The organism is Paenibacillus sp. FSL H8-0548 (assembly GCF_038630985.1).
In the GTDB taxonomy this organism is placed as follows: Bacteria; Bacillota; Bacilli; order Paenibacillales; family Paenibacillaceae; genus Pristimantibacillus.
In genome coordinates, this window is the sequence record NZ_CP152049.1 from 5498789 (window position 1) to 5513462 (window position 14674).

The 14674-nt window shown below is 47.3% G+C and carries 10 protein-coding genes; all 10 read right to left on the bottom strand.

The genetic code is table 11. The features are described from left to right. Positions 1 to 144: 144 nt before the first annotated feature. The 10 genes from MHI37_RS23805 to MHI37_RS23850 all read right to left on the bottom strand — a co-directional run bounded on the left by MHI37_RS23805 (position 145) and on the right by MHI37_RS23850 (position 14639). Positions 145 to 1029 carry an ABC transporter ATP-binding protein gene (locus MHI37_RS23805; RefSeq protein WP_076338983.1) on the bottom strand — a complete coding sequence of 295 codons (885 nt, stop codon included), beginning with the start codon at positions 1027 to 1029 and terminating at the stop codon, positions 145 to 147. Between the two features lie 3 nt (positions 1030 to 1032). Continuing rightward, entirely contained in the window at positions 1033 to 3912 is a 2880-nt protein-coding gene (locus tag MHI37_RS23810; protein ID WP_076338984.1) for an FtsX-like permease family protein, read from the bottom strand. A 37-nt stretch (positions 3913 to 3949) separates the two neighbouring features. After that, positions 3950 to 4975: a biotin/lipoyl-binding protein gene (locus MHI37_RS23815; RefSeq protein WP_083676474.1), complete on the bottom strand. Its 1026-nt coding sequence runs from the start codon at positions 4973 to 4975 to the stop codon at positions 3950 to 3952. Continuing rightward, positions 4959 to 5651: an ABC transporter ATP-binding protein gene (locus MHI37_RS23820; RefSeq protein WP_076338986.1), complete on the bottom strand. Its 693-nt coding sequence runs from the start codon at positions 5649 to 5651 to the stop codon at positions 4959 to 4961. Before MHI37_RS23820 ends, MHI37_RS23815 begins: the two co-directional genes overlap by 17 nt. 256 nt (positions 5652 to 5907) lie before the next feature. Next, the gene (locus MHI37_RS23825; protein WP_076338987.1) at positions 5908 to 6840 is read right to left on the bottom strand and encodes an AEC family transporter; all 933 of its coding nucleotides are present in this window, start codon (positions 6838 to 6840) and stop codon (positions 5908 to 5910) included. Between the two features lie 700 nt (positions 6841 to 7540). Further along, entirely contained in the window at positions 7541 to 8485 is a 945-nt protein-coding gene (cysK, locus tag MHI37_RS23830) for a cysteine synthase A (RefSeq protein WP_076338988.1), read from the bottom strand. 75 nt (positions 8486 to 8560) lie between these two features. Beyond that, positions 8561 to 10444 carry an ABC transporter ATP-binding protein gene (locus MHI37_RS23835; protein WP_076338989.1) on the bottom strand — a complete coding sequence of 628 codons (1884 nt, stop codon included), beginning with the start codon at positions 10442 to 10444 and terminating at the stop codon, positions 8561 to 8563. Next, complete coding sequence (locus tag MHI37_RS23840) at positions 10419 to 12182, bottom strand: ABC transporter ATP-binding protein (protein ID WP_076338990.1); 1764 nt, start codon at positions 12180 to 12182, stop codon at positions 10419 to 10421. Before MHI37_RS23840 ends, MHI37_RS23835 begins: the two co-directional genes overlap by 26 nt. Positions 12183 to 12216: 34 nt before the next feature. After that, positions 12217 to 14052 (bottom strand): ABC transporter ATP-binding protein, encoded by a 1836-nt coding sequence (locus tag MHI37_RS23845; protein ID WP_144023775.1) that lies wholly within the window; start codon positions 14050 to 14052, stop codon positions 12217 to 12219. Continuing rightward, a complete protein-coding gene (locus MHI37_RS23850; protein WP_076338991.1) occupies positions 14049 to 14639 on the bottom strand; it encodes a PadR family transcriptional regulator in 591 nt (196 codons plus the stop codon). The genes MHI37_RS23845 and MHI37_RS23850 overlap by 4 nt, the downstream gene beginning before the upstream one ends. Positions 14640 to 14674: the final 35 nt, after the last annotated feature.

Below are 14674 nucleotides of genomic sequence, written 5' to 3' on the forward strand. Positions count from 1 at the left end.
GAATGATCTTCTCGCGCAGCGACCAAAACGTAATTTTTTTGTTCAACTTATAAATAAAAAAAGGGCTGCCCCAAAGTCATATATGACCAAGTGCAGCCCTGCCAAATTAATGTAAAAAAACTATCTGTGACGCTATGCGCAAGTTTACTCTGCTTTTTCCTCAGGAGGAAGAAGGATGATCTTGCCATCGCCTAGCTCAACACGCAGCTTATTGGAGTTTTTGACGCCTATCGATTCCAAATAGTTGGCCGGCACTTGAAGCCGGCCTGCTTTATCCAGTACGGCATACTCTACATGTGTACTCTCATCACTGTCTGATTCCTCCAGCTCTGCAAGCTCTTCTGCATAGGAACGCCTGCGCAGCATCTCCGATGATATTTTCCCATCGCGAATTGACGCTACGCGGTCGACCTTCTTCGCAAGCTCGGGATCATGTGTTACGATAACGACCGTAATGCCAATCGTCCGATTCAGCTCACGAAATAAATCCAATATTTGATTCGCCATACGTGAATCTACTGAACCCGTCGGCTCATCTGCAAGCAGGAGCTTCGGATGATTCGCGAGCGCAATAGCGATCGCTACCCGCTGCTGCTCACCGCCCGATAACTCATAGAGCTTATTCGAAGCACGGTGGCTGAGGCCTACCGCATCGAGAAGCTCCTTGGCACGCCAGCGCTTGCGGCTGCCCGTCAACAAAATCGGCAGCTCAACATTTTCAAGCGCGGTTAAATAAGGGATTAAGTTTCTCGCATTATTTTGCCAAACGAAGCCTACGCTCTCCCTTTTGTAACGAACAAAGTCACGCTCTTTAAATTTCAGCATGTCTCTGCCATCTACAGTCAGCTTGCCAGCCGTTGGCCGGTCCAAGCCGCCCAGCATGTTCAGGAGCGTAGATTTGCCGCTGCCGCTGTTGCCAATGATCGCCATAAGCTCGCCGCTTTCAATATGGAGATCAAGACCTTGCAGGGCAAATACCTCCAGATCGGCCGTTTTGTAAATTTTGACTAATCCTTCGCAATGAATCATCGGTCAATCCTCCCCTAGCTTGATCGCTTGATGAATACGCAGGCGCGACAGCATGTAGGCCAATATCCCAAGTCCGATGAGGAGCATGAAGCCAACTAGCACATAAATGCGCATTAAATCCGTAGAGTCGAACATAACCTTAAACGGTGGAACAAGGCTGCTCGGGTTGAAAGCAATTTGGAAGTTTGGAACATAGAGCAGGCTTGCTAAATTACCGACACCGATGCCGATGAATACAGCAACACCCGATGTAAGCAGCTGCTCAACTCCAAGCATCCCAATCAACTGCTTAAGTGATAAGCCGATGGCTCGTAAAATACCATTTTGCAGCGTACGACCTCGCAGAGATAATACCCAATACAACAAAAACCCAATAAAGCTGACGAGTATAGAGAGAACGAAGCCGAGCGTCAAAATCCCATTCAGCGCCATCAAAAAAGGATCGTTTTTGGCATCCACAAGCTCTACTCTCGTATTCACGATATTTGTAATTGGAAGCTTTGATTGCTTGATTTCCTCATAGAACTCCGCCGTACTGACCTCGGGGTCCAGCTTAACCCACACATCATACGGCTCAAGCGCAAGCTGAACCTGAATGCGCGGCAGATGTCCAACGATCAGCATAGGCGCATTTCCTGATCCCGACTTATTACTGACATCTACACTGCCTATCGCTGGATTCGGGTTAAAGGTCGGGAAATATTCAATGATGCCATACACCTTGAACGGCTGCTGCGGGACATCACTCCAGCCCACCCATATCGTATCGCCTGGCTTAACCTCCTTCTGGTTCGCCAGCGTTTTCGAAATGAGTACCGCCTGTGGATCGCCGGCCAACAGATTGAGATAGTCATTCAACGGATAATCGAGCAAGCTGTCTCGAAACCATGTCGTTTCTCCGAATTCATCCGTATCAATGCCGATTAGTGTGGCTGCACCGGTTCCATCATTAACACTAAATGCAGCCTCCTTCTTGAATACCTTAGCTGCATGCTGAACGCCTTCCAGTGTCTTAAAGGGCTCAAACGCTGGCTCTATATAATGAACCGGAGCCTGTATGATTGCCGTTTCCTGCTGTGGTGCCCCTGGAGCCGCAGGAGGCGGCGCATCATTCACCCACTGTGAGGTAAGCACGATTTCGGCACCATTGCCGTACCTGATCCGATCCTCTGTATTATTATTTATCGTTCTTGCTGCCGAGGCACTAAATACGCCCGTAGCGATGGTCATAATCAGAAAGATCATCAAAAATTGATATTGCGTGCTGGAGCGGCCAACTTGAATTAATGTTGCATAGACAGAAGGCGGCCACCATTTTTTGCCTAGCCAATATACGAGTCTAAGCACCCACGGATATAAGCGAAGCAGGAGCAAGCCCGCACCCATAATGAATAAAGCCGGAATAACGAACTGCAGCGGATCGATATTCAAATCACCCGCGTTCAGCCCTAAGGCTTGCAAATCAGCAAGCCTCTTTCTGAATGTGTACAGTCCGTAAATAGCTAATGCCAGCGCAAAAACATCAATAAACATTTTGTGCCAGAGCGGTGATTTGAGAAGTCTTGCTAATTGTTGCTTATGCCCAACTATCGTAACACGAGTCGCCATGATGATGGGGATAAGCATGATCACGAAGCAAGCTCCCGAGGCTATGGCACCGTAACGATACGCATCCTCCGTAAGTCTGACTGGCAAACGTACGCGCTGTACAAATTCAAGAAAGCCATTGGATGAGCCGAGCATTTCGGTCAACAATACACCGAGCAGCGGTCCTACACCAAAGGCGATGCCGCATAAAATAATGCCTTCCACTGAATAGGAGGTAATGACCTGCCAACGTGCAGCACCTCTGCTGCGCAGAACGGCGATTTCATTTTTTTGGCGATCGGCGATTAGATTCGAGACCATGAACATGTAGAAGCCGAGCATGATCAACACCGGAACGTTAAGCGACCACATCAGTGTTCGCAGCTGCTCGGCACGCTCTAAATATTTTGCTATCGTGTCAAGAGCTGGCGTTTCCGATACGACCTGATACATCGTGACATTGTTAAGCATAACGTTGCGAATTTTGTTCGTCGTTTGAACAAAATCGTCAACGAATCTCAGCTCAAGCTTAGAGTAATCGAGAACGAAGAACCAGCCCACAGATGCAACTGGAATACGGCTCTCCTGCATCAGCTGCTGCTTAGCTATCTTATCGCTCAGGATGAAGCTCCCGCTAAGCTCGCTTAGATCTGCATCTCTGAAATACGGATCATCATCCTCCAGCTTCTCAAACACGCCTACCGGCTTGAATTTTATTTCCCCGGCAATTTTTGAGTCGTCTGCATAAAACTCGGAATCGAGCACGGTTTTGAATTGAATGAGCCCTCGCTCCGTAATGAGCACCTCATACACACCATCAACAGGCTGCCGCTCAGCCGGCATTCTGCCGTCAGTTAATTTAATATGCTGCTCTAAATCAGAGAAGGAACGAAGCGTCATCGTCTTAACCGATTTTGTCGTATCGGGTGTAGGATCATTTGTTGGTCTAATCTTCATCGACTTGGATTGAATATCAACAACAAGCTCCTGCACCGGTATTTGAAAGCTGGGTCCTGCCTGCTCGCGAATATATCGATCTACTTTCGAATAGATCGTATTCATCTGCTCAGGCGTTTCTTTTGTATAAAATAATTTATTGTATTGGCTTCCCGGATAAATGCCCCTCTTGGCCTGCATGGTCTCAAGATCCTTGACCAGCATTCTCGACAAAACGGCTTCCGAATAAATAGGCATACTGCTAACCAATGCGACAGACATGACGAGGCCAATAAAAAGGCTCGCAACGAGCCACTTGTTTTGAATCATTTTACGAATAATCATGATAAATAAAGCCACTTGACAACCTCCCAAGCCTACGACAATAGTGCAATTATTATTGCAGCACGACTATAGCGCCTTCTTCCAGACCCTTCGTGATCTCCATTTCAGTTGAGCCCTTGATACCCGTTTCCACATCGATTTCACGAATTTTGTTGCCGTCCTCCAGCGTCCTGACGAATGTTCTGCCTAGGAAGCTGCGCACACCGCTGCGCGGAATTTTCAAAACCTCATCACGCTGCTGCAAAATAATTCTCACATCCACAAATGCTCCAATGGCAGCATCGCTTGGCACCTTAGGCACCTCTATGAACAATGTCTTCGAATAACGATCCCGCTGCTGCTCATTCAAGGTCGTCGGAGCGGACGATGGCGTTTGTACAACTTTACCTTCCAGCTCCTCAGAACCAAACTTCACTGCTGCTGGGAAGCCTACATCTACACTGCTAATTTCCGATCCAGTCTCTACACGAAGCGCAATTCGCAGCCTGTTTGGATCAGAAATAATGACAAGCGTCTGGTACGCATCGACAAAATCGCCCTCCTCCAAATCCTCGACAAAGGTGACCTGTCCATCCATTCCGGAAACGAGCTGCTTGCTATTGAAGGTCGCCATCAGCCGCTCCAGCTTCAAGCTCTCAATCTCCATCTGGAGCTTGGCAATTTCAATCGCATCGCTATCACCGCCGGCTTTGGCCTGCTTAAGTGTCAGCTTCGACCTCGCAACAGAAAGCTGCTGCTCCTTCAATTGAATGTCTAGACCATCTACATTCAGCTGTACGAGCACATCGCCCTTCTTCACCTGTTGTCCTGCAGTAACCATCATCTTGGCGATGCGTCCACCTTGGCCTGTAAACTGCGCAATTTCCGATTGCGTCGATTCCAAACTCCCGCTTCCTTTAATTTCCTGCGTAATCGTTCCTTTCTCAACAGTGACGGTCCGATAATTTTCTTGTGCCGGCTTCACAAGCGGCGGCTTTAACGCATTCTCCTCTGCAGGCAGCAAGGAGCATCCTGTAAGGGAAACGCCAATAAGGAGCGCGAATGACCAGCCGAGCAGCGGCTTAAGCTTTTGTGACAATTTGTCCATCCTCCAATTCATACACATGGTCAACGATTTCCATAATGGCAGGATCATGAGTAGTCATAATAATCGTCATGCCTGCCGTTTCAACCAAATCACGAAACACCTTCATAATTTGCAAGCCTGTCCGGCTATCCAGCTCTGCTGTAGGCTCATCGGCAAGCAGCAGCTTTGGCTTATGAGCAATCGCCCTTGCAATGGCCGTACGCTGCTGCTCCCCGCCCGACAGCTCGAACGGGCGATGATGCATCCTTGTTTTTAAACCAACCTGATCCAAAGCCTCTACTGCCGCTTCCTTGCGGCCATTAGCCCCTAATCCCGCGACTCTTAAAATAAACTCCACATTCTCATAAGCGGACATAAGAGGAATCAGGGCGAAGGATTGAAAAATAAGTCCCATTTCGTTCCGTCGCACAAGATCCCGCTCTTGATTGGACATCGCTGTCAGATCACGTCCATCGAACGTTATTTGTCCCTCAGTCGGTCGGTCCAGCGCGCTTAACAAATTAATTAGCGTCGTTTTTCCAGAGCCAGATCTCCCTTTAAACGCGATAAGCTTACCAGAAGGAATCGATAGATCGACACCTTTCAATACAGTAACTGCTCCGCTACCGCGTCCAAACGTTCTTTTTAAAGCGCTTGCATGAATAATATCATGCTTAGTCGGCAGCATGTAATGGTATACCTCCGTTTCCAAATAAAACGTTTTCTTTTTGTATCTTTTTCCATTTTAACCTCGTCTAGTATTCTGCACAAGTCTATCTACTCTTTCTTGTAATGAACGTACTCAGTACTCGCTGTTCTTGGCGAAAATACAAAATTTCCGTTGTAAATCTAGAGTGAATATTAGATTGCCCTATGAATTTTCCTATACTAAAAAAAAGCCTATCACCACCATAAAATTAGGTGTGACAGGCTTTTTGGAGGTTTTACATTTCCAGCTTCAAGAAAAAAATAACGGCTGTAACGGTTAAAATACTAATAATAGTAGAAACAAATACCGACTGTGAGGCAAATTCAGCCTCATTGTCAAACTCGACTGCCAGCAGCACGCTGCTAAGCGAGGTCGGAACCGCCGAGGACACGATAAGCGCGGCAGCGGTTAGCTTATCCAGTCCCATCGTCCATACGATTAGCCAAGCAAGCAGCGGTCCAGCAACGAGCCGCAGCATCCCTGACAAGCTGACATCGATGAGAAGTGAACGATTAATTTTCCACTCCATATTCCCAAGCTGAACACCGAGCGTAATAAGCGCTGTACCGATAAACGCATCCGATAAATAACCAAGCGGCGTAGCAAGCGGCTGAGGAATAGCGACCTCGAAGCCTCTTAATAGAAAGGCAATCGGTATGACATAAATAATAGGCATTGAAATGATCGTGCGCCAAATGGTGCGCATATCCGCTTTGTGTGCGTTCACGTTATAGATGCCATACGTATTCGGTATCAATGACTGTGTCATCATAATCAGCACCTGAATCGCGAGCGTCTTCTCATTGCCGGCAAATGCGAGCTGATTAAGCGGTATGCCATAATTAGCGCTATTATAGAAGAGAACGCTGTTTCGCATCGCACTCTTCATACTTGGCTTATAACCCCTAATCCGGATAACTACCTCAACCAACATATATTGCGCAACCATAAACAGCACGAAGAAAAACAAAATCTTTCCGATCACTGAGGCAGATATATCGGTTTTATATAACAAATTAAACATAATCGCTGGCGAAAATAAATAAAAGTTCAGCTTCGATAAGGTTTTAATATCCAGCTTGAATGCCCGCCCAAGAATAATACCGAGACCGATCATAATGACCATGGGAAGTACATTTGTCAACAAGATGTGAAGGAAAATATTCATGGCTGCAGCTACTTCTCTCTATTATATAGTTGGGAATTATAGGAGGATTAGATACTAAGCCTATAATCGCTTCACTCATTTTAATAGCTTATGGACGATTAGGCAAGCTTGATAGGAGCTAGATTGGAGAAAGTCGGAGCACGAGCACTCTATCAACCTAACAGCCAACTCTTCCTAAAACTCAATATTACTCCATCAGTTGTTCGCTTACACTGCACTTTCTGCAATAGAATCGATGTGCCATGAGCAGCCGCTAGCTTACACTGCACTTTCTGCAGTAGTTTACCTGTTTTTTGGTGGAAATCATCCGTTAGGAGCTAATCCTAATGCATAATTACAATGTAGCTGTCCAGATCGGCTCTCATGTGAGATTTCTACTGCAGAAAGTACAATGCAGCGATCTCATTAGTTCTATTCCTTGAGCTGCGCTCAAGGTGAAACGGCTGTCTCCGTCCTTTGGCGGCGTCAGCACGTTTCATTCCCAGAAATATAGAGATCGTATGGCGCAATGATATCATTTCCTATATTTGCACAAAAAACAATAGATTCGCTCCTATTTGGCCTATTAAGCCTCCATCGGTGCGAATCTATTGTAATAACTACACTCTACGCTCGTTCGACTTAGCTAAGCAGCAGATATCATTGTACAAAGTACAATGCAGACTCGGCAATCGCGTTACGACTCACTGATTATTGGCCCCTACAACTGCTGCTCCTGCTGATAAAGCACCGTGGATAGATAGCGCTCCCCATTGCTCGGAATGATGGCTATTACACGTTTGCCCGTTCCCAGCTTCTGGGCAAGCTGAATAGCTGCATAGATTGCCGCACCGGAAGAAATACCGCCGAGAATGCCTTCCTCCTTAGCCACTCTTCTGGCTGTCTCGAAGGCATCCTCATTGCTGACTTGAATAATTTCATTATAAACGTCCGTATCTAGTATCGAGGGAACGAAGCCTGCGCCTATCCCTTGAATTTTGTGGAGTCCGGAAGGCCCCCCCGAAAGAACAGGCGAGCCGGCTGGCTCAACCGCCGCAATATGAATATGTGGATACCGATCGCGCAGCACCTCGCCGGCGCCCGTAATGGTGCCGCCTGTGCCGACGCCTGCTACAAAGCCGTCCAAGCTGCCGCCCAGCGATTCAACTGCCCTAATGATCTCAGGTCCAGTCGTTTCGCGGTGGATTTTCACATTGGCCGGATTATCGAATTGCAGCGCTGGAAAATAATCAGGATGCTTCGCCTGCAGCTCCTGCGCAGTTCGGATAGCGCCCTTCATCCCTTCGGACCCTGGTGTCAGCACTAATTCCGCGCCATAAGCCCGGAGCAGATTGCGACGCTCCAAGCTCATCGTTTCCGGCATAACGAGAATAGCCTTATAGCCTCTGGCTGCCGCTACCAAAGCGATGCCAATGCCTGTGTTGCCGCTTGTCGCTTCAATGATCGTATCGCCCGGCTTCAATCTTCCTTCCCGTTCCGCCTCCTCGATGATACTAATCGCGATGCGATCCTTCACGCTGCTGCCTGGATTAAAAAACTCCAGCTTCAATAATATTTCTGCGCTGCCCTCCGGCACTACCTTGTTAAGACGGACCAAAGGTGTATTCCCAATTAAATCTGTAATATTATCAGCCACGAGACTCATCCTGCCTACCTCCTATATACTCCTCTATAATAAATAGCCTTGCGGCACGTGCCGAAATGGGTTAAAACAAGCTTGTTACACAGCAACATTGCCCTGCGAATGCTCATACAGCTCTTTATAATGTCCGTCATGCTCCAGCAGCTGCTGATGATTGCCTTGCTCCACGATTTCACCATGGCTCATGACAATGATGCGATCCGCCTGCATAATGGTAGACAAACGATGGGCAATGACAATGGTAGTACGATCCTGTGATACGACCGATAGCGCATTCTGAATCAGCTGCTCGGTATGTGAATCAAGATTTGCGCTAGCTTCATCCAGGATAAGCACCTTAGGCTTAAATACGATAATTCGCGCAAAGGAGATCAGCTGGCGTTCGCCTGCAGATAAACCGCTGCCGCGCTCCGATAGCTTCGTCTCGTATCCGTTTTTCAACCGCTTAATGATCGTATCCGCTCCAACAAATTCGCAGGCACGAATAACCTCCTCGCGGGAAATCGTCTCATCGAACATTCTAACGTTTTCGATGATGCTGCCTGAATAAAGGTAAGGCTCCTGCTGTACGAGCCCTACAAGCCTATGAAGAGTTGCCTGCGGAATATCCCTCACATCCGTCTCATCAATTCGGATGCTGCCTTTCTTCACATCATAGAAACGGCACAGCAGGCTGATCAGCGAGCTCTTGCCCGCCCCTGTCGTTCCTACAACGCCAATGAGCTCGCCCGAATTAATATGCAAATCCAAATCGCGAATGATCGGTATCCCTTCCTCATAGGAGAACGAAATGCGGTCAAAGTCGATTCTGCCCTTCACCTGCTCCAAGCTTAAGCTCGACAGCGCAGCCTGGCGCTCATCCGCGTCATCGTCTGCCGCCGTTTTGGACAAATCCACCGGCTCCTGCTCGCGATCCATAATGTCTGGCTTATTTGCGAATACGCTCCAAATTCTTGTTATGGCAACCGTAGCGGACTGCAGCGTGTTCCATTGCTGAGTGATCGTATTAATCGGTTGGAAAAACCTGCGAATATACGTAATAAAAGCATACAATACGCCAAATTCAAGTTGCTGGCCAAGTACCGCATTTCCGCCAATCCAAGTGACGAATGCAATCGATAAATTGCTCAAAATATCAAAGGTCCGTCCGAACACAACATTCGTCCGAATTTCTCTGAGATTAGCTTTGAAATACAGTTCGTTACGTTCGTCGAACTGCTTCTCCTGCTCCTTCTGCTGATGGAACACCTGCACTAAGTTCATGCCCGATAGATTTTCCGCTACAAAGGCAACAAGGCGAGAGAGCCTCGTTCTGGCAAGCTGATAGGTCTTGCGCATAAAGGAACGAAAGCCAATAGCAATCCCCCAAATAATAGGCAGCAAAATCAAGCAATACAGCGCAAGCTGTGTATCCAGCTGAAACATCATCACGATAATAAAGATTAGTGTGAGGCCATCCCTAAAGAGGCTGAGGAGCACCTGATTAAAAAATTGGTTCAGAGCCTCCGTATCACTGGATACATGAGTGATGAGACTGCCGCTGGACATCCGGTCAAAATATCGCATCGACTGCTTCAAAATATGGCCAAACAGCTGCTTACGAATGCGGGATACGATGCTCTGCCCTATATTTTGAAGCAAATTGCTTTGAAAATAAGTGAATATTAAGCTCGATACAGATAAACCCAAATATACAAAACAAATCGTAAGAAGCCCTTTATAATCGTTCTTTCCCGACAATAAATTATCATCAATGGCAATCTTCATCAAAAAAGGCTGCAGCAAATCCGATAGGATCGCAATGATCGTGCAGCAAAATACGCCGATAAAGGACCAAATATGTGGTCTCGCATAGCTAAAAAGCGTACGAAACGCCGGTACATATTCCGGTTTCTGCTCAGGCAAATTAGGATCACCCTTCTGATCCGCCTGCCAATTATGAATGGCTTGTGCCGGTCGCATATTGACTCCCCTCCTCCTGTATGGCATGAAGTGTCGCATAGAGTCCTTGCTGCTCCAATAGCTCCAAGTGCGTGCCGCGCTGCACGATCACACCTTCATCAAGAACGATGATTTCATCCGCATGCTTAATTGCACTAATGCGATGAGCAATAATAATCGTCGTTTTGTTATTTCGTTCCTTTTGAATGGAATTCATAATATCCTTCTCCGTCACTGCATCGACCGCGCTTACGCTATCGTCAAGAATCATAATCGGGGCATCCTTAATGATGCCTCGCGCCAAGCTCGTTCTCTGACGCTGGCCGCCGGACAACGTTAATCCGCGTTCGCCGAGCCGAGTTTCGAACTTGTTCGGCAATTCATCAATACTGCTGTAGATTTGCGCATGCTTTGCGGCGGCTTCAACCTCCTCCAGCCCCCGATCGCGATCGGAGAAGGCGATATTCTCCCTAATGGTCGTGCTGAACAAAAATCCATCCTGCGGAACGTAAGCAATTTGCTCCCGCAGGCTTTTTAGCGTCAGCTTGCGTACATCTGTATTTCCATACAAAATTGTTCCTGGCGGCGGGTCATAGGTACGCAGCAGCAGCTTCATCAATGTTGTTTTCCCGCTGCCCGTTCGGCCTATAATGCCAAGCGTTTTGCCTGCCTTGACGTTCAAGCTAATGTCTTTGAGCACAGGGCTTGAAGCTTCATCATAAGCAAAGGACAAATTCCGAACCGAGATCGCTTCAGAAATCAAATTTACAACCTTCGCATCCTCCAGCTCCACAATATCTGAACGCTGTGACAGCAAGCCATTTAGACGCTCTAAAGAAGCGCGTGAGCGTTGAATGGTGTTAATGACGTTTCCGATTTGCTGAAGCGGATTCATCAGCATCGTGATATATAACGTGAGCGCAACAAAGTTGCCTAACGTGATCTGTTTCGTTATCGTCATATAACCGCCAAAGGCAAGCGCAACAACTAAAGCTAGCGTACCGAGAAATGGAATGAGTGCTTGGAAAAAAGATGAGACACGCACCAAACGCAGCTGTTTATGCCGAATCTCGTCGACTGTGCTGCCAAAGCGCTCATTCATAATGTCTTCTACCGCAAATTTCTTCGTCACCCGAATACCGCCGAATTGCTCCTCTGCTGTTTCCGTCATCGTGCCGAGCGCTTCCTGCACCTCAAGCGAACGTTTTCTAATCATGGGTCCCAAATAGACCACGATAACCGGAATAAGCAGGAGCGGAAATATGGATGCCAAAATTAAATAATAGGGTATGCTGCTCAGCAGCATCATTGTAATCGCCGCTATGAGAAGCATTGTCGCATTAGTTGTAGCGTTGAAGCCCATCGATATCGACTCGCGTACCGCCGTTACGTCATTCATAAAGTAGCTTAGCAGCTTGCCGACACCATTTTTCGAATAAAAACGTTCGCTCATTTCCGTAAAATGCTTAAACAGCACCTTCCGAACATGAAATTCGAATTTTCTGCCTACATACATAATTAGATACATTGCAATGCCATTGAACAGCACATGCCCCACACCTATAATTAGAAGCTTTAAGCTGTAATCAACAATCAAGCTGCTTGTTAAGCCGCTGCTTTGCAGCTTATCCGTAAATTCTCCCAGCACCTTGGGAAAAAAAACGTTAATCACATTAGAAAGCAAATGAAAGAAAACAGAAAACAGATACACATACCACGTTCTCCGAAAAAAATCAGCTAATATTCGTTTGGGTTTCAATAAAACGATCACTTCCTAGTGTAAAAGTATGTTATTACGCTTCAATTGTTTGCGGAAATTGTAATTCATACAGTTGGCTGTAGCGCCCTTGCTGCGTCAGCAGCTCATCATGCGTTCCATTCTCTACGATTCCTCCATGCTCCAGCACATAAATTTGATCCGCCTGTGAGATGGTAGATAGACGATGCGCGATGACCAGACAGGTGCGGCCCTTCAGCAATTGCGCCAGTGCGTCTTGAATATGCTGCTCCGACTCAGAGTCAAGCGAAGCAGTTGCCTCATCCAAAATAATAACGCGAGGATTTTTCAATATCGCTCTGGCAATGGAAAGCCGCTGCTTCTGCCCTCCAGAGAGCTTAACTCCCCGTTCACCAATTTGAGTCTCGTACCCTAGCGGAAACGAATCGATGAACCCCGCTGCATTGGCTGCATGAGCTGCCGCGATCACATCCGCATTCGACGCGTGAGGATTTCCGTAGCGAATATTCTCACCAATCGTGCCATTAAACAGCACAACATCCTGCGACACAATGCCGATTTGCTCTCTGAGCGAGGAAAGCGTAATATCCTTCAGCGAATAGCCGTCAATCGTTATTTCACCAGATTGTGGATCATAGAATCTAGCGATAAGATTAGCAATCGTTGTTTTCCCCGAGCCCGATGATCCGACGAGCGCAGTTACTTTGCCAGCCTCAAGCTCCAGGTGAAATGCTTTCAGCACCGTTGCATTTCCTGAATAAGCAAAATCAATATGATCAAAAACGATATGACCGCTCACTTTCGGCAGCTGTATCGCTTCCTTCTTCTCAACAATTTCAGCTTCTGTATCCATAACCTCCATAATTCGTTCATAGGCGGCTGCAGATTGCTGAATCGTATTAATAATCCGGCTAAAATGGCGTATCGGATTTTGCAGAAGCCGCAAGTAGGCGATGAACGCAACGATGGTTCCCACTGTCATCTGATCATGCATGGCCAGCCATGCTCCAAATACAAGTACAATGGCAAGACCAAGAAAATTAAGAAAATCAATAATAGGCTCATAAGCAGCTCGCAAGCGGGTCACCTGTACATTCGCATCCATATTTCTCTGCGTGTGCTCTGAGAAACGATCCGACTCGTAATCCTCGGCGGTAAACGCCTTGATCAGCCTTATGCCCGTAAGCGTGTTTTGCAAATGATCACTCACATCCGCTACGGATTCCTGTACCTTTCGGAACGAGGACCTCATTCTTTTGCCGAATACTTTCGTTGTCAGGATCATAAAGGGGAAGGTTGCAAGCAGCAGCACCGTCAGCCTCCAATCAATCCAGAGCATATACACCGCAATCGCTGTAAAGGTGAAAAAGTCGGTAAACAATTGCATCATGCTGGAGGAAATCATTTGTTGAAGAATACTTACATCATTCGTGACCCGGGACATTAAATCACCAGTACGATTACGATCGAAGAACGACACATCCAAGCTTTGCATATGGCGATACAAATCGTTGCGGAGATTGTACAGCACCCTTTGACCGATAGAAGCCATAAGCGACGTACTAATATAACGCAAAGCGCCAAGTGCCAGCGCTGCACCCAACACACCGCCGCCAATTAGAAACAGCTTATGAAAAAGCTTATTCGGAATAATGCTGTCGATCGTCATACGTGTCAATTGCGGAACAATAAACTCAAGCAATGAAATTCCGATGACACAGGCGACGGCAACGATCAGCAAAGGCATTTGCAGCCTTGCATGCGTATAGATTCTCACGAACATGCTCAGTATGCTCGCGGGCTTCACCTTCTCGCCAGTTCCGAATTTCCGCATACCACCCGTTCCCCCGCCTTGTCTAGGCGTAGATACGGAATTGAAGTTGCTGTTCATATTCCTTCGCCCTCTTCGCTGACGCGGGTCGTGCCTGCAGCAATTTGGCGAAGAGAAAAACGCAGCTGCTCAAGTATGATACGCAGCTCTGCGGCCTTTTCACTATCGCTTACAACTGCGCGTTCTGCAGCCTTTAGCAAATGCAGCAGCTCTTTACCCGCTGGTGTTAAGCGCCGATTCGGCCTGCTTCGATCACAAGGAACGCCTTCCTCCTCAGCCTCTCCCTGCTCTCGGCGTTCTGGACTGATAACGGTATTCTCCTTCTCCTCGAACAAGTAAACTCTGCCATTGTCGGTAATTTCGAACACCTTCTTGCCATCTTGCTTCGAGGATTCCACAAATCCCTGATCCCGAAGCATCTGCAAGGTAGGATAAATCGACCCGGCACTTGGCTTATAGGTACCTCCCGACTGCTCCTCTAGCGCCTTCATCATTTGATAGCCATGCATGCTCTCCTTCTCCAGCAGCTCCAGCAGTGCATACTTCACTCCGCCGCGGCTAAAATATCGTCTTCCTGTTCCGCTAATATCCCTTTCATGTTCATGATGCAAAAACAATCTTTCGTCTGGCTGCCATTCCTTCGTCATGATGCGATCTCCTCCGTTAACGATATATCGTATTG